Below are 16,734 nucleotides of genomic sequence, written 5' to 3' on the forward strand. Positions count from 1 at the left end.
TCGCTTCTCAACCAAAGCAAAAATCAGGCATCAGTCCTTAACGGAAATTATTGGGATTCAGCCGAGGGTTGGATCGTGCGGGTATTCCTCGTCTCAACTGGGTGCCAGTACCGCCGTCAGATGGATCTAAGAAAGGTCGCAGGTTAATATTTTGGGATGGACGATTTCGGGAATTGCCGCCCAGGGAAGACAAACCCAGGTTTAATAAGTCGCTGAGCATCTGAGCATCCCTACCGCCGACAAAAGTATTCACGCCTTGAGTTACCTGTCCGCTGTCGGCGACGCTAATGTTTTGGAAGACGCGATCGCGTGTCTGTTGTGGATCTTGTCCCGGCGGTACTGTCAGCACAATTCGACAATCTGGGTTTTTCTGAGTGGTGATACAAACAACGTTGTAGTTGTTTTCCACAGATGCCTGCATCTCTTGCAAACCATCAGGTCTATAAGATTCTAACCTGCGGCTAATTTCGTTACAGCGTCGCTCTGATGTCCAGCCACCGCCTAAAGGACTGGGAGTTGCCCAAGCATAAGATTGACTTGGTTGGCTCTTGGGATGGTACATCACCGTATACTGACCGCTCATAACCTGACAGGTAAATCGCGACTCGTTGGCAGTTTTGCTATCTGATTCCGCATCCGGTTGGGTTGTGGTAGACTCTTTACTCTCAGGCTTGGTTTCTACCTCAACATCCCCAGGCGATGTCTTCTTTTGGTCTTCTACATCTGGTAGTTGCGCTTGAATCAGAGAACCAGCATTGGCTTCACCGCTACTCAGTAGGATTGTTACGCCAACGGATAAAGCCACACTTTGAAAAACTGAAGACCCAAGCACGAAAGCCAACTTACACAGCCGTGGTGACATATCAACCCTCTTAGGAAGTTTCTTGACTATTGTCAGCATCATTTAAAAAATGAGCTGTTTTCACAAATCTTTATAAATGGACATTTGTAGCGTATACTACGAGGGTGCGACTATAACCTCTATGCCCTGAAAGAAATCCGGGCAAGCGGTAATTGTCTACGGTGTCCCCTAAATACCAATGACGGGAAAAACCGCTCTAAAGTTCCCGCGCAGTCCTTAAATAGAAGATAAAAGGAGAAAAAACCAATGTCGGAGGCACAAAAGCCGCTGACAGTTCCACGCGAATACTTGGAACCGCCAGGAGAGTTCAATCCAACGCTACTCATGTTTTTATCATCCGTAGCGATGCTAGTAGTTTCAAACTTCGGTTACTGGCTGTGGGAGTGGCCTCACTGGTGTTGTTTTACCACTAATACACTTGCCCTGCACATGGCAGGAACGGTGATTCACGATGCCTGCCACAATTCTGCCCATCGTAACCGGGTAGTGAATGCCATCATGGGACATGGCAGTGCGCTGATGTTAGTCTTTGCCTTCCCGGTGTTTACGCGGGTACATTTGCAGCATCATGCTCATGTGAATGACCCGGAAAACGACCCTGATCATTACGTTTCTACGGGAGGGCCCCTGTGGTTAATTCCGGTACGCTTTTTGTACCACGAGATATTTTTCTTTCAACGGCAGCTGTGGCGCAAACATGAACTTTGGGAATGGTTTTTAAGCCGCTTGTTTGTCGGGTCTATTTTCTATATCTCAATTCAGTATCACTTTTTAGGCTACATTCTGAATTTTTGGTTCATACCGGCTGCCGTGGTGGGATTGGCGCTAGGATTGTTTTTTGATTATCTACCGCATCGTCCGCATCAAGAGCGCGATCGCTGGAAAAATGCCAGAGTTTACCCCAATTCAGTTCTCAACGTGCTGATTATGGGGCAGAACTACCATCTAATTCATCATTTGTGGCCTGCTATCCCCTGGTACAACTACCAGAACGCTTATTACGCCACCAAGCCACTGTTAGACGAAAAAGGCTGTCATCAATCCCTAGGACTGCTGCAAGGAAAAGATTTCCGGAGCTTCCTATACGACGTTTTTTTGGGTATCCGCTTTCACAAAAAAAGTGTTAGCTAATGGGGATTGGGGATTGGGAAAAATATTTTCCTATTCACCAATTACCAATTACCAATTACTAACGCCCAATCTGGTCTTAGGGTTTTGGCACCGCGCAGATAGGGATGCTGAATTGGGGGGTGAGAAGCTGGAAGATTGACGTGGATTAAGAACCGGATGCAACGTTCCAGTCCGCCTTCTACGTGCATTTGTTGAACATCTAACAGGGGAACATTGTCCCAGTCAGGACGAGAACGGGCGATCGCTGCGGGAAAGACAGCATCTAAATCACGAGTAACCGAGAACGTAGCACTGATAATCTGATCTGGGTGCAGTTGATTTCCCTTTTCCAATTCATCCAGCAGTTCTGTCACAACTTCTCGCATCGCCTCAACTGTGTTTTCTGAGGCAGTCGTTGCCCCGCGAATCGCTCTAACTCGCCACTCCACGCAAAAGTCCTCCGAATATTAAAATAGTTTTAAGTTTTGAGTTGTTCCAGACGCGATATATCGCGTCTGAGTTTTAATTCACTCAACACTCAACACTCAGCACTAACTATGGTCGATATAGCCACAACGGCTGACCACTGGTAGATAGTTCAAATTCTAACCAGTCTATCCCAGCTGATAGACCAGATACCCCCTGAACTTTACTCGATACCACGCGATTCCAAAAGGGTTTGCGTTCTTCAATAGTGAAACACTTGGTTTTCTCCGGGTCAAGACCCACCAATTCTGTTGCCCAGCGGCGTGCGTCTTCCTCAGTTCCGAGTCTGTCTACGATGCCCAGTTCTAAAGCTTGCGCTCCAGTAAAAATGCGACCATCAGCAAAGCTTTTAACTTTTTCTGTTGCTAATTTTCGCCCCTCAGCAACCGTTTCGACAAACTGCTGATAACTGTTGTCAATCAAATCTTGGAGAATGTTCTTTTCCGGATCTGTGAGTTCCCGGTCAAAAGCCAAAATATCTTTATAGGGGCCGGATTTGATCACCTTGAAAGATACGCCGATTTTTTCTAGCAAACGCTCCAGGTTGTTTCCTCGCAGAATTACACCGATACTGCCAGTAATCGTGCCTGGGTTGGCGACGATATGGTCGGCTCCCATGCCGATGTAGACTCCTCCAGATGCCGAGATATTGCCGAAGCTGGCAACAATCTTGACCTTCTGGCGCAGACGCTTGAGCGCCTCGTAGATTTCTTGCGAATCCCCAACAGTGCCGCCTGGACTATCTATGCGTAGCAGTAAGGCGGGAAAGCGTCGTTCTTCAATGGTTTTCAGAGCTTCCAAAACCCGTTTGCGGGTGGCAGCAGCGATCGCGCCTGTAACTTCAATCCGAGCAATTTGTTTTTGAAATTTGGGCTTAAAAGGCCAGATCATGAGCAGTCAAGCAATGAATCTTGAATAATTGGATGAGCCGAGTTAGGTAAAAGAGCAAATCCTAGAAACAGTAAGCGTTTCCACATAAATGCCGATCCTTTCTCTAGTTTGCACGATCCGCATCTGTTTATGTGGGCTACTGGTGCCTGGGCTTGTTTGTCTATTTCCATTTCTCCTTAACATAGCTGGTGTTTTATAGCAAATATATATTTTTTTGTAATCCTCACAACAATTCATATAAGTTGCTTAACAGAAATACATATTAAGTACAATAAGGGGATTGGGGGCTGGGGACTAGGGACTAGGTAAGACTTTTTCCTCCTCCCCAATCCCCAATCCCCAACCCCCAATCCCCAACCCCCAATTCCCAGCCCTTCTATGCAGCTAAAATTCACAGACTCCAAAATCCCGTTCGCACCGTTGCTACTAATTGCCCCGTTTTTTCTGTGGGGAACAGCTATGGTAGCGATGAAAGGCGTTATCCCAAACACGACACCTTTGTTTATGGCTGGTGTGCGGTTGGTGCCTGCGGGTGTTTTGGTATTGGCAGCAGGCTTTTTGATGGGGAAACCTCAACCAAAAGGTATTAGTGCATGGCTATGGATTAGCTTGTTTGCCCTGGTTGATGGCGCTTTGTTTCAGGGATTTTTGGCGCTGGGATTAGTGAGAACTGGTGCGGGATTGGGATCGGTAATGATTGACTCTCAACCGCTGGCAGTAGCTTTGCTGTCGTGCTGGTTGTTTGGTGAAACCATTGGTTTGTGGGGTTGGCTGGGATTATTAGTGGGAGTGCTGGGTATTAGTTTGATTGGGTTGCCCCAAGAGTGGATTTTCAATCTTTCACACCCAAACGCGATCGCCCAATCGATGGTAGAGACGCTAAATTTAGCGTCTTTGGTGGATCTATTTGAAAATGGGCAGTGGCTAATGCTGTTGGCGGCGCTGTCTATGGCTGTGGGAACGGTGACAATTAGGAAGGTGTGCCAATATGCCGATCCGGTGATGGCAACAGGATGGCACATGATTTTGGGCGGGTTGCCTTTATTTGCGCTGTCTGCTATTGGAGAAACCCAGCATTGGGTGCATTTAGATAGTTTGGGCTGGCTGGCGTTGAGCTATTCGACAGTATTTGGCAGCGCGATCGCTTACGGTTTATTCTTTTACTTTGCCTCTAGTGGCAGTCTTACTAGCCTCAGTTCTCTAACTTTTCTGACACCAGTGTTTGCCCTACTCTTTGGCAACCTGCTGTTGTCGGAAGTTCTGACTCCCCTCCAGTGGGCAGGAGTCAGTCTTACTTTGGTGAGTATATATCTAATTAATCAGCGGGAGACGCTAGCCCAAAAGTGGAGCGATCGCAGCTTCTGGGCTTCCTCTTCGCCATCCACATCTGTTGAGGCTATTGTCTCCGGTGAGGAAACTACCTCTGAGGAGCAAATTCCCCTGTTAGGTGCCGCAGAACAACGCCCCTATGCGTCGCTGCCGATAAAATTGAAAGAATCTGAAGCCGAGATGTGGCAAAATCGGTAGGAATGAAGATGATCGCTCCCAAGCACAAGTTAATATGTGAGAGCAAATTAATAGTTTTTGCTATGATCGGCGCATCATTTTCAATTCCACCAAACGAGCTTTTTCCCAAATATTGTGGGTAAAAAGGTTACTAACTGTATAGAAATTATAATTTCATGCTGGCACTGGAAGCTAAAGAAAAAACTCTTAGCAAAGGATCTTGTCGGGTTTTGATCGCTTAGACAGGTTTCCCCAAAATGATACTCTATCGCTCAACGTTGCTTCTAGTCACATCTGTCACCTGTTTGGGTTTTATCCCCATTTCAGGCAAAAACTTTTCAGGTGTTGAGCAAGCGATCGCCACTTTACCAACCCGTTCGCAATCCCTAGAATTAGCTCAGCTAAGTTCTCCAAACGCCGCAGACGCGGAACCTGTCCTCACAGTTGGCTCTCAAGGCTTGGAAGTAGCCGAATTACAAAAGGCACTCAAGCGTTTGGGACACTACGACGGGGCAGTTGATGGCGTGTATGGGCGAACTACAGCGGTTGCCGTTTCCAAATTTCAAGCATCTGCCGGGTTAGCGGCTGACGGCATTGCTGGCTCAACAACTAGGGAGAATATCAAGACATCTCTAGCTGCACAGCCCAAACCATCCCCTATACAAAAACCGAAAGCGGCAAAACCTCGCCCTAATCCGCTGTTGTGGGCGCTGGGCTTGATTTTAGCGGCTGCTGGGGTAGGATTGACAGTATACTTCTTTTTGTCATGGTTGAGAAAAGCTACCAGGGACGAGGAGGAGCCAGAAGCCTCATCTGATGAACTATCCGATGAAATCAATTATCTAGACTTGGAAGATGCCAGTAATAATGGCATGGATACCCACATTCAACCGCTAGAAAACGACAGCAAAAACGGCTTCCATTCCCCTGTTTTAACCGTTTTAGATAAACGTAATTCAGACGAGGAAATAACTCCCCAGCCGCCTAAAGAAACAACACCGCCAATCAGGGAAACTACTCGCCTGGCTAAAATCGACATTGTTGAGGAATTAGTCAAAGATTTACAGGGAAACGATCTGGCAAAGCGACGCAAAGCAATCTGGGAACTGGCGCAACGGGGAGACTCTAGGGCAGTACAGCCATTAGTGGATCTGTTGATGGATTCAGATTCCCAGCAACGCGGCTTAATATTGGAGGCTCTATCGCAAATTGGCACGCGCACTCTCAAACCTATGAATCGGGCGTTGGCAATTTCGTTGCAAGATGAAAGCCCGGAAGTGCGGAAAAATGCGATTCGCGATTTGACGAGAATCTATGACACGATTTCCCAAGTTAGCCAGCTATTACGCCTTGCTGCTGAGGATCAAAATCCCGATGTTCAGGAAACAGCGCGGTGGGCTATGGGTCAGTTAAATCGGATTCGCACTATCCCTGGTGCTGATAATAAGGCAGCTTTGCCTAATTCCCCTGAAGACAAATCAGACGAGCGATCGCAATAAAGTTTTGATTGAATTAAAATAACTCAGAACTCAACCCAAAACACATTCAAAGCTCTTTGAAACTGTTATTGCTCTCAACCCCAGTTGGCGCTCTTGGCACAGGGCTAGGGGGAGGTGTCGAACTAACGCTGCTTAACGTTGCCCAAGAGATGATCCGCCGGGGTCATAGTCTAAAAATTGTCGCTCCCCAAGGATCTGTCTTGGGGGAGATTCCCATTGTCGAGATTTCTGGAGAACTCCAAACAACGGCTCAGAGTCAGGGACGCAGTACGCCGATTGTCATGCCGGAAAATTCGGTATTAGGCAGTATGTGCGACTATGCGCGGCAAGTGCAGGCTGATTACGATCTGATTTTCAACATTGCCTACGATTGGTTGCCGTTTTACCTGACACCATTTTTTGAGTGCGCGATCGCTCATTTCATCAGTATGGGTTCCCTCTCCGAGGCAATGGATCAAATCGCCGCAAAGGTTGCCGTCGAGTTTCCCGGTACTATTGGTGTCTACACTCGCACCCAGGCAGAAACGTTTCCTTTTGCCCAGGAGTGTCGGATTCTAGGTGGTGGACTAGATCTATCCCTGTATGATTTTGCCAAAGAACCCTCACCCGCCTTAGCTTGGCTGGGTCGAATCGCTCCCGAAAAAGGTTTGGAGGATGCTGTCGCCGCTGCGAATATAACTGGCATCCCCCTAAAAATATTGGGAAAAATGCAGGATGAGGCATACTGGCAGCAGATTTGTCAAGAATATCCAGATGCTCCTGTGGAATATGTGGGATTTTTCCCCACAGCCCAAATGCAGGAAGAATTAGGCAAATGTCGGGCGCTGTTGATGACACCTCGCTGGGTGGAAGCGTTTGGCAATGTGGTAATTGAGGCGTTGGCTTGTGGGGTGCCAGTAATTTCCTACAGTCGAGGTGGCCCTACTGAAATTATCCAAGATGGGAAAACGGGCTTTTTGGTGGAACCGGATAGCGTGGAAGGTTTAGTAGAGGCAATTGGACGATTGGATCAAATTGACCGCCTAGCTTGTCGCCAACAAGCCGAAGCGAAGTATTCGTTGGAGGCTTTGGGCGATCGCTTCTTAAACTGGTTTCAAGACATCATAGAGACATCTATGAATTGCTGAGATGGTGTACCGCTGATCAGCCGCGATCGCAGAATTCAACTTTCAGATGTAGATACTATTTGGTGAGAGCGATCGCGTTTTCTGCGTACATCAAATGCGTAGGATGCGTTAAGCGATTTCTCGTAACGCACCCCAAAAAATTAAAATGAACGATTTTGCATTACGCACTCACAGGAGTTTTTACCTCTTGTGGGAGTTTTTGCACTTTTGCCTCCTCTGCCATAAAATCAGCCAACTGAGCTTCAATCTGCTCTTTGACAATCTGGCGATACTCCACAAAATGCTCGATTTGAGCGCACACAGCTAAATAGCTGCTGATTCCGCCCTTATTGTGCCGATACATACTAAGCAGGTTGCGCCAGAACTTTAAGCGAGTTTTTCGGACAACACCTTGTCGCCAACAAATTGTTAGAAACGCCCGAATTACTACCCAATCTAGTTTCTTTTTGGGACGTTTTCCCTTATTAGGATAAGTTGCTTCTCCTAAAATGCGGAAGTGACGGTAAGTACGGTCTAGAAAACGCTCTGGATCGTAAAGTGTCCAAAAGGCGTTGATATATTCGCGGGCAATTTCTTCTAGGGGACGAGTAGGGACATAGTTCATCAATGTTGTTTGATTGATGTTTGCTGATTCTCCTCGCAGTCGTCCTTCTTTCTTTAGCCGATGCCAGAGGGCGGTATCGGGTAAAGCTTGCAGCATACTAAATATAGCTGTGGGAATTGAGGTTTTCTCGACAAATTGGACAATGCGATCGCCTGCTCCCGGTTTCTCCCCATCAAAGCCAATAATAAACCCTGCCATCACCCGCAGCCCCGAACGCGCGATCGCCTCAACAGAATCGCTCAAAGAATCTCGTGTATTTTGAAACTTCTGCGTTAGCGCTAAACTGTCCTCGTCTGGTGTTTCTATCCCTAAAAACACCGCCCCGAAATTACACTGAACCATCATATCCATTAGTTCTTGATCTTTTGCCAAATCAACTGATGCTTCTGTGGCAAAAGAGAAAGGATACTGATGTTCAACCATCCAAGGTTGCAACTCTTTTAGGAACAACTTGACATTCCGCTTATTCCCAATAAAGTTGTCATCCACCATAAAAATGCTGCGTCGCCAACCCAACTCATAAAGGCGTTCTAATTCAGCTATTAATTGGGCTGGGGCTTTTGTCCGGGGTTTGCGTCCGTAGAGAACAATAATGTCGCAGAATTCGCACTGAAAAGGACACCCGCGAGAAAACTGGACTGACATCTCAGAATAAGCGTCAAACTCCAGTAAATCGAAGCGGGGAATAGGCGTAATGGTGACATCCGGTCTTTCTCCCCCAGACCGTAAAATACCACCAGTGTCGCCCCGTTGAACTGCCTCCACAAACATTGGCAGAGTGATTTCCCCTTCATCCAAAATTAGGAAATCTGCACCAGCCGCTTCTGCTTCTTTGGGTAAAGCTGTTGGATAAGGGCCGCCTACTGCAACAGCTTTACCGCGTCTTTTTGCTTCTTGAATTTGGTCAATAAAATCTTCCTGCTGGACAATCATTGCTGAGAGAATCACCAAATCTGCCCATTCCCACTCAGCTTCAGTTACCTGGCGGATATTTCTATCTACTAGCTTAAACTCCCACTCTTGGGGGAGAATTGCTGCTACAGTTACTAAACCTAAAGGCGGTAGCATAGCTTTGCGATTTAGCAAAGCTAAGGTTTTTTCAAAAGACCAAAAACTTTTGGGAAATAGCGGATATAAAAGTAAAACTCGCATGAAATCTCAATCCTCACTTTCTTTAAAGTCATTATTCATTAGTCATTAGTTCTTAGTTTTTGGTAGGGACACGGCGGCCCGTGTCCCTATAACTAATGGCTACTAACTAATGACTCTTCTTGCTTACTTTTCACCTCAGAAACTTCAGTTTTCTGTTTTGGCTGGGGTGCTAGATATTCAACTAATTGAGCCTCAATTTCGTCGCGAACAATTTGCCGATACTCCATGAAATGCTCATTGTGGGCGCAGAGGGTGAGGTAATGTTCCCATACTGCCGGGTTGTTCTTAATGATGCTAAACAAATGATGCCAGAATTTCCAGCGAGTCTCGCGTTTGAAGCCCTGACGCCAGATTACAATCGAAAGTGCCTTCAAATCTATCAGGCTGGGCATTTTGAAGGGGGCTTTTACTTTTGGTGCGCCTAACATTAGGAAACAGCGATAGATGCGATCCAGATAGCGAGTGGGTTCATACAAATCACTAAATGCCTCGACATATTCTCTGGCGATGTCTTCTACAGGGCGCGTCGGGATAAAATTCATCAAAGTGGTCTGGTTGAGGTTGCCTTCTTTGCCCACCAGTCGCCCTTCTTTCTCTAGTCGGTGCCACAACGCTGTATTGGGGAGAGCTTGCAACATTCCAAAAGTTGTGGTAGGGATAGCAGTCAATTCGGCAAATCGAACAATGCGATCGCCTGCGCCTTTTTTCTCGCCATCAAAGCCAATAATAAACCCAGCCATCGGTCGCAATCCGGCGCGTGTAATCATTTCCACAGCTTCAGCTAGGGAACTGCGCGTATTTTGGAATTTCTTCGTCATCGACAGACTTTCCTCATCCGGCGTTTCAATTCCCAGAAACACAGCATCAAAATAACACTCAACCATCAGCTCTATCAATTCGGGATCTTGCGCCAAATCGATAGAAGCTTCCGTATTAAATTTGAAAGGATATTTGTGTTCAGCTTGCCAGACTTTCAACTCCTTGAGAAATAACTTGACATTGCGCTTATTCCCAATGAAGTTGTCATCCACCATAAACACACCGCGCCGCCATCCCAGTTGGTAGAGGTACTCCAACTCCGCCAAAAGTTGCGCTGGGGTTTTAGTGCGGGGTTTGCGACCGTATAGCACAATGATGTCGCAAAATTCGCACTGGAAGGGACAACCTCGCGAAAACTGCACCGACATCGAATCGTAAGCATCAAATTCTAGCAAATCAAAGCGGGGAACTGGAGTTGTCGTGACATCTGGTTTTTCCCCATTGATGGCGCGGAAAATGCCCGATTTTTCGCCGCGCTCAATTGCTTCGACAAACATCGGCAGCGTAATTTCCCCTTCATCTAAAATCAGGAAATCTATACCCGCCTCTTGGACTTCTTCTGGTACAGAAGTTGGATAAGGGCCACCACAGGCAACCAGTTTACCGCGCCGCTTCGCTTCCCGGATTTGGTCAAGTAAATCTGGCTTTTGGACAATCATGGCGGAGAGAATTACCACATCTGCCCATTCCCACTCTGCGTCTGTCACAGGGCGAATATTTCGGTCTACCAGTTTAAATTCCCACTCTTGAGGTAAGATTGCCGCCACGGTCACTAAACCCAACGGCGGTAGCAAAACCTTACGGTTGACTAATTCCAGAATTTTCTCGTAAGACCAAAATGTTTTAGGAAAAAGAGGATAAACTAATAAAACTCTCATTGAATCTAAACCCTCACACTCTTGTATTTTTTTAGCTATTAGCTAATTCATAGCATAAGAGTTTAGCTGAATCCGGCTAATCTGGTTAATATAATTGTTTTTTTAACGCTCCTGGCAGCAAAGGTACGCCGGAAGGAACACAAAGGGTAGGTTATAGGTTTTTAATCTAATCCTTGTTTTTGTTCGCTAGTTACTAGCCGCCTTTGCGTAAGGGTTGCGGGGCGACAGCACTACCTTTGCCTTAAAAAACCCTTCTTGAGTGTCTACTCGCCTTTAATTGCGGGTGGTTTTCTCTCGACTCCGCTAATTTTCAGCACGTCGGTGAAGGTGGCGCAGTAATTCGGCAGACCAAAGGTAGTCGGATTTACGGGATCTTGGTAGGTGAAATTACGGTAGCGCAAGCAAAATCGATCCCAAGGTGCCATCTGAATGCGGAACAAGACAATCAATAAATCGGCAAGTGAGAGAGTCAAAGGCACGCGGAAATAAATCTTTTTATCCAGATAGGCGCAGACTTCCTCTACGGCTTGATTTGCCGTCAGCGCTTCCTGTCCCAAAACTAACTGTCGTGGTTCTCCAGGTTTTGGGGGATTGTCGATGAGGTGTTGCACCACAGTTGCAATATCCCGCGCATGGATAAAGTGGAAGCTGCCATCGGCTTTGAAAAAGCGAATCATGTCTATCCACTTTGCTACTCCTGGTAAACCGGAGGAAAGGTGGGAGTAAGGTTTGTTGGTATCTCCTCCCAGTACCAGGGTGGGAAACAGGGTGGTGATGCGGGGTGCGATCGCTAGTTTCGATAACCGCTGCAAGCAGTCATACTTAGAACGGATATAGTCTGTCCCCAGTTGTGACGCTTCCTTGAGTGGTTTGTTGGAACGGTCGAGGACGCTAGCGGTGGAAAAGTAAATTACTTGTTTGCACACTGCTGGGTCAAGCAGGTTCAACAACCGGATGGTTTTGATAACGTTAACATCAAACACCTCTTGCGACCCGCCCCAAGCGGTAGCTGCCAAAACTGCAACATCCATTGTCTTGAGCAAATCGCCTATTCGCTCAACTTCTCGCAGGTCATAATGCAGGATGGTAACGCCCGGTCTTGCTTCGTAGTCAATTCCCAGTTTATTTGGGTTTCTGACCAGCAGATACAGCTCGTGTTCTGTGTTTTGAATCAGGCTTTCGCTAATGTAGTGACCAATGCAGCCACTCGCACCAGTCACCAAAATCCGCTTCGGGGTCATAAGGAGTTAGTCATTAGTAAGTTGCTAAGAGCTAAGAGCTAATCGTGAAGCTATTAGCTCTTAGCTATTAGCTCTTAGCTGATTTGGCAGTTTCAAAGAAGAATGCCACGTTTTCTTCGGGGGTGCTGGGTAAAACTCCGTGACCGAGGTTCATGATATGACCTTTTTTCCCGGCTTTGCGAATCGTGTCTAAAATGCGATCGCGTATGAACTCTTTCGAGCCAAATAAGGCGCACGGGTCCATATTTCCCTGCACTCCCATATCTGAGCCAAGTCTTGCCCTTGCTTGAGCCATATCCACCGTCCAGTCTACGCTGACGATATCTACGCCGGATTGTGCCATGCGCTCGAGTATCCCAGCACTGCCATTAATGTATAGGATCAGTGGGGTATCTGGATGATTTGCCTTCACCTGCTTGACAACTTGCTGTTGATATGGTAAAGCAAAAGTTTCGTAGTCTTGAGGACTGAGTTGCCCCGCCCAAGAGTCGAACATCTGAACAACTTGAGCGCCGCAGTCGATTTGGTAGCGGACGTAAGTAGCAATCGAGTCTGCTAATTTGCTCAAAAATTTATGCAGCATTGCTGGTTCTGTGAAAGCCATGCTCTTGATAATCGTGTAGTCTTTCGAGCTTTTGCCTTCAATTGCATACGCCGCCAGCGTCCAAGGCGCACCGACAAAACCTAGCACAGTTGCCTTATTTCCGACTTCTTGACGCAAAGTTTGCAAAATTTCGCGGATGAAAGGCAGAGATTCCTCAGGTTCCAGGGGATGCAGTTTATCGATTTGCTCCAAAGAGCGGATGGGCGGATCGATTACTGGGCCACGACTTTCGATGATATCAAAGGGAATGCCGAGTCCCGGCAGGGGGGTTAAGATATCGGAAAATAAAATTACCCCGTCTGGCTCAAAGGCGCGAAACGGTTGTAGCGAGATTTCGATAGCGAGTTCTGCTTTTTCAGAGCGATCGCGGAACGCGGGATACTTATCTCTTAAATCCCGATAAGCTTTCATATATCTACCCGCCTGCCGCATCATCCACACTGGCGGACGGTCTAAAACTTCTCCACGAGCTGCCCGCAGCAGATACGGTACTTGGGTTGCAACGGTCATCTACACTTCACCTAAAGACTTTATTAAACACATTCGTTTAGCTTATCACTCTCGGATGGACGTTTAGACTATTTCCGCTCTCGACAACCCAAAATCTACAATCTCTATTCGCCACTAGCCTTTGACAGACTAGCAGCTAATCCCCCTTTTTTTTACCTAACCAAGCAGACGCCACCGATTTCCACCGTGCATTGCTGCTGTTTTCTAGCAGCTTCTAGGGTGCGAGAGTTGGGGTTATAGCTGTACTCGCCTGCGGGGAAAACGCGGTTGGGATTGGCACAGTATGTATACGTTTGTCCGCCTTCGAGATAAGACACGACAACTAAAGAAGTCTTTGCAGCCGGACAATTCTCCATAACTGTCAATCCAAAGTCTTTTTCTAGGCGTTGTTTTCTGGTATCTGTGACTGTGGCTTGAGTAGTTGGGTTTTGAGTTGCAACCATTCTTGGTTTTAGCTCAGCGCTGCTAATGTCATAGTTATATTCTCCTGCTTTGACAAAGCGGTTGGGATTGGCACAGTAAGTATACGTTTGACCGCAAAGGTTGTCGCGAGTGTTTGAAAAAACTTACCGGACATTATTTTGTCATCTCCCATTAAGCAAAACTTCTTCATACTGGGATCGTAAGCTTAAAATACCTCTGTCTGCGTCTAGTAAACCGAGTATTCCTATAGGTAGAGCTGCGTTGCAACCATCGTGACCAAAAGGGAGATCGGAGACAATCGGAATGTTGAGAAGAGACAAGCGATCGCGCAAAACTTCCTCAATTGTCAAACTAGGAATATTAGGCGGAGCCTCGCATCGGCTAAAGCGTCCCAAAGCAATTCCTCGAACTTTCTTAAAAGCGCCAGAAAGTCGCCATTGGGTCAGCAATCTGTCGATGCGGTAAGGAACTTCAGTGACATCTTCCAGTGCCAAAATAACGCCATCAAGTTCAGGTTGTATCGGTGTGTTTAAAAAATGCGTCGCTACTGTCAGATTTGCTGGTAGCAAAATGCCACTCACTTTACCACCACCCCAAGCTGTACCTTTCAACGGTTCTACAGAACGCCCTTCCACCAAATCAAATAGTCGCTGTTTTGACCACTCAGGCTCAGCTGCAATCGTCGTCAACAGTGGCCCATGAACGCCTGCAATCCCCTCCTTGCTAAGACTCCATAGCAAGCCTGTAACGTCAGAAAAGCCGATTAACCACTTGGGATTGGGGATTGGGGATTGGGGATTGGGGATTGGGACTTGCTTGTCCCCGGCTTGCCAAGTCCAATCTTCTAATAATCTGGCACTACCGTAACCACCTCTAGCACAGAGGATACCTTTGCATTCTGGGTCATGCCATGCTTTTTGCAACTGGCGACGACGGGTTTCATCTGTTCCAGCAAGGTAGCCATAGCGATCGCTCACATTATCATCTACTTTTACTTGATAGCCACGCGATCGCCATATCTCCACACCCTTTTCAAACGCCTCAACTTCACGCATTGCACCACTGGGGGCAATTACTCGTAGCAAATCCCCTGGTTGTAGGGCTGGTGGCAATTGGCAAAGATTCATAATTGGGATGCCTAGACTCCGAAAAAAACTGTTTTAATCACCGAATAAACATAAGAACTAACGACACCGATACAGTTGATACGGAACCCCGATCCGATAATGTTCAGTTTGCTCAATGTTACAAGTGTATTTATCAGAAAGGGCTAAATCTTGGGGATAATCCCTCCGCTTGAGTCCAGGGGCAACTACCCACAAGTTGAGCGGTTTTTCTAAAGGAGTTTGGATAACAGACAGATTTTGCCAAACTTTATCATAACCAGTTTTTCTGTCTAAGAAAGCAAAATATGCGTTTTCATTTTCAAGCGATCGCTTCAACTCTAAAGCGCCTATATTAGGTGTCCGTATTTTATCGAGTGCTAGTGCAAAGCTTAATCCCAACGCTACATCCTGGGAACTGTCGTATCCCACCACAACCATCAACCCAGCATCAGGTTCTATGTTCATGTTCTGGGCGACTCGCTGCGGGTTGAAGGGTTTTTGAAAGGTTAGGTTAAAAACCACAAACACACAACTTATAAAGGAAACTAAAAAGTAAAATGTAAAGAAGCCATTCGCGTTTCTATATCCTGTTGCCTTTTTAACTTTTACTTTGCTCAGATGAATAGTAAAAATAGCTCCCAAAATAGCGCACATAGCTGGATAATAAACAAAGTTATAACGAGGAGCAATAGTGATATCTTTATCCAAAAGGTAGATAACAGCGAAGAATTGGAGCAGCACCCATAGGCTGAAAATAACAAAAGTTAAAATTGCCCAATAACGACCTGTATTAGTAATGACTTTTGACTCTACCCTGAAAGCATCAAAAATAACGTATTTTAAGAGCCAAACACCAAATAGAAGCATCAGCACTCCATTTGTAACTGCAATCCAGAGGGGTTGATTTTCTACTGGTAGAGAAACTACCATCAACAGCCAACCAGCAAGAGTTTGGTATAGGGGAGCAATATTATGTGGAGCAGGTAGCCAACTGGTTTCTGGACGGTTAAAATGTGCCATTAAAACTTGCAGCCACGGCAGATAGAATAAAAAAGGCAAGCAAGCAAAGGCAAGAGGTAAAAATAAAAGTCTTATATTCTTAGTTTTGCCGCGCCCATCGTTAAAGGAAGTTGGGGATATTCCATGAAGCGTTGTAACTTGCATGAAAATGAGGGCGAAGAGTTGGGCGATGAAAGCGAGGATAAAAAAGTAGTGGACGTAGAAACCAATGCTGTTAAATATTCCCCAGGCTAGACAAACAAGGACTTGTGTTGAAATACCTTTTTCCCGGTTTTGCTGAATTTGAATTAATCCTAAAAGAGCTAAGGTAATTAGTAATACTGGCAAAGTATAGTGTCTTGCTTCTTGGGAAAGGTAAACTCCAAAAGGGGAAACAGCCATTATGGCGGCGGTAATTAAACCAGTGGTTCTGGAGAAAGCGACGCTACCCAGCCAGTAAATTGCCGCGATCGCAACTACTCCAAATATTGCTGGAAGCGATCGCACAGCCCACACCCATGACTTTAAAGCATCGGCATCAACTGAATTTAACCAGGAAAGCCAGCTGTGCATCAAGCAAAAAAATAAGGGAGGATGGGTAGACTGAGTAGCAAGTGTTTGTGCAATTTCCGACCATGTGACTTCTGGGTTAAGGGTAAAAATTTGCTCTAATGTTGAGAGGGGAAAAGCCACATTTAGCGGTACGTCATCATAGGTGCGTCCTAAGCTAAATAAAGCCGTAATTACCTCATCTAACCAAAGAGGTTTTAGATCGAGATGCCAAAACCGCAAAGCAGCTCCCACACCAATTACCGCAGCCAGCGCTAAATAATGTAAAAAGAAATTAATAGATTGATTCATGTTTGTCCGTTGTCCATTGCTAATTGCTCGCTTGTTCAAAAGCTATCAGCCATTAG

At 46.3% G+C, this 16,734-nt stretch carries 14 protein-coding genes; 4 read left to right on the top strand and 10 right to left on the bottom strand.

Going from position 1 to position 16,734, the window contains the following annotated elements; translation table 11 throughout:
* Positions 1 to 37 precede the first annotated feature (37 nt).
* Positions 38 to 862 carry a COP23 domain-containing protein gene (locus NDI42_RS12210; RefSeq protein ID WP_190452052.1) on the bottom strand — a complete coding sequence of 275 codons (825 nt, stop codon included), beginning with the start codon at positions 860 to 862 and terminating at the stop codon, positions 38 to 40.
* A 246-nt stretch (positions 863 to 1,108) separates the two neighbouring features.
* On the opposite strand from NDI42_RS12210, the gene crtR reads away from it, so the two are divergent.
* The gene (gene crtR / locus NDI42_RS12215) at positions 1,109 to 1,993 is read left to right on the top strand and encodes a beta-carotene hydroxylase (RefSeq protein WP_190452055.1); all 885 of its coding nucleotides are present in this window, start codon (positions 1,109 to 1,111) and stop codon (positions 1,991 to 1,993) included.
* A 41-nt stretch (positions 1,994 to 2,034) separates the two neighbouring features.
* Here crtR and aroH read toward each other — a convergent pair whose 3' ends face one another.
* Both aroH and sppA read right to left on the bottom strand, forming a co-directional pair.
* Complete coding sequence (aroH, locus tag NDI42_RS12220; RefSeq protein WP_190452058.1) at positions 2,035 to 2,421, bottom strand: chorismate mutase; 387 nt, start codon at positions 2,419 to 2,421, stop codon at positions 2,035 to 2,037.
* Positions 2,422 to 2,527: 106 nt separating this feature from the next.
* Positions 2,528 to 3,349 carry a signal peptide peptidase SppA gene (sppA, locus tag NDI42_RS12225; protein ID WP_190452060.1) on the bottom strand — a complete coding sequence of 274 codons (822 nt, stop codon included), beginning with the start codon at positions 3,347 to 3,349 and terminating at the stop codon, positions 2,528 to 2,530.
* 378 nt (positions 3,350 to 3,727) lie between these two features.
* Between sppA and NDI42_RS12230 the strand changes: the two genes are divergently transcribed.
* From NDI42_RS12230 to NDI42_RS12240, 3 genes are all read left to right on the top strand, one after another.
* Positions 3,728 to 4,876 (top strand): EamA family transporter, encoded by a 1,149-nt coding sequence (locus tag NDI42_RS12230; protein ID WP_190452061.1) that lies wholly within the window; start codon positions 3,728 to 3,730, stop codon positions 4,874 to 4,876.
* Positions 4,877 to 5,112: 236 nt separating this feature from the next.
* The gene (locus NDI42_RS12235; RefSeq protein ID WP_190452064.1) at positions 5,113 to 6,354 is read left to right on the top strand and encodes a peptidoglycan-binding protein; all 1,242 of its coding nucleotides are present in this window, start codon (positions 5,113 to 5,115) and stop codon (positions 6,352 to 6,354) included.
* Between the two features lie 56 nt (positions 6,355 to 6,410).
* Complete coding sequence (locus NDI42_RS12240) at positions 6,411 to 7,481, top strand: glycosyltransferase family 4 protein (protein ID WP_199311014.1); 1,071 nt, start codon at positions 6,411 to 6,413, stop codon at positions 7,479 to 7,481.
* Positions 7,482 to 7,641: 160 nt separating this feature from the next.
* Here the strand turns inward: NDI42_RS12240 and NDI42_RS12245 are convergent, their stop codons facing one another.
* The 7 genes from NDI42_RS12245 to NDI42_RS12275 form a co-directional block, all read right to left on the bottom strand.
* Positions 7,642 to 9,237 (bottom strand): B12-binding domain-containing radical SAM protein, encoded by a 1,596-nt coding sequence (locus tag NDI42_RS12245; RefSeq protein WP_190452066.1) that lies wholly within the window; start codon positions 9,235 to 9,237, stop codon positions 7,642 to 7,644.
* 92 nt (positions 9,238 to 9,329) lie between these two features.
* The gene (locus tag NDI42_RS12250; RefSeq protein ID WP_190452068.1) at positions 9,330 to 10,934 is read right to left on the bottom strand and encodes a B12-binding domain-containing radical SAM protein; all 1,605 of its coding nucleotides are present in this window, start codon (positions 10,932 to 10,934) and stop codon (positions 9,330 to 9,332) included.
* A gap of 263 nt (positions 10,935 to 11,197) precedes the next feature.
* A complete protein-coding gene (locus tag NDI42_RS12255; RefSeq protein WP_190452070.1) occupies positions 11,198 to 12,175 on the bottom strand; it encodes an NAD-dependent epimerase/dehydratase family protein in 978 nt (325 codons plus the stop codon).
* A gap of 67 nt (positions 12,176 to 12,242) precedes the next feature.
* Entirely contained in the window at positions 12,243 to 13,289 is a 1,047-nt protein-coding gene (hemE, locus tag NDI42_RS12260) for a uroporphyrinogen decarboxylase (RefSeq protein WP_190452072.1), read from the bottom strand.
* Positions 13,290 to 13,441: 152 nt separating this feature from the next.
* The gene (locus NDI42_RS12265; protein WP_190452075.1) at positions 13,442 to 13,732 is read right to left on the bottom strand and encodes a hypothetical protein; all 291 of its coding nucleotides are present in this window, start codon (positions 13,730 to 13,732) and stop codon (positions 13,442 to 13,444) included.
* A 141-nt stretch (positions 13,733 to 13,873) separates the two neighbouring features.
* The gene (locus tag NDI42_RS12270) at positions 13,874 to 14,839 is read right to left on the bottom strand and encodes a S66 peptidase family protein (protein WP_190452082.1); all 966 of its coding nucleotides are present in this window, start codon (positions 14,837 to 14,839) and stop codon (positions 13,874 to 13,876) included.
* A gap of 57 nt (positions 14,840 to 14,896) precedes the next feature.
* On the bottom strand, positions 14,897 to 16,678 hold the full coding sequence (locus NDI42_RS12275; protein WP_190452084.1) for a glycosyltransferase family 39 protein: 1,782 nt from the start codon (positions 16,676 to 16,678) through the stop codon (positions 14,897 to 14,899).
* Positions 16,679 to 16,734: the final 56 nt, after the last annotated feature.

This window comes from Funiculus sociatus GB2-C1 (assembly GCF_039962115.1).
GTDB classification, from domain to species: domain Bacteria; phylum Cyanobacteriota; class Cyanobacteriia; order Cyanobacteriales; family FACHB-T130; genus Funiculus; species Funiculus sociatus.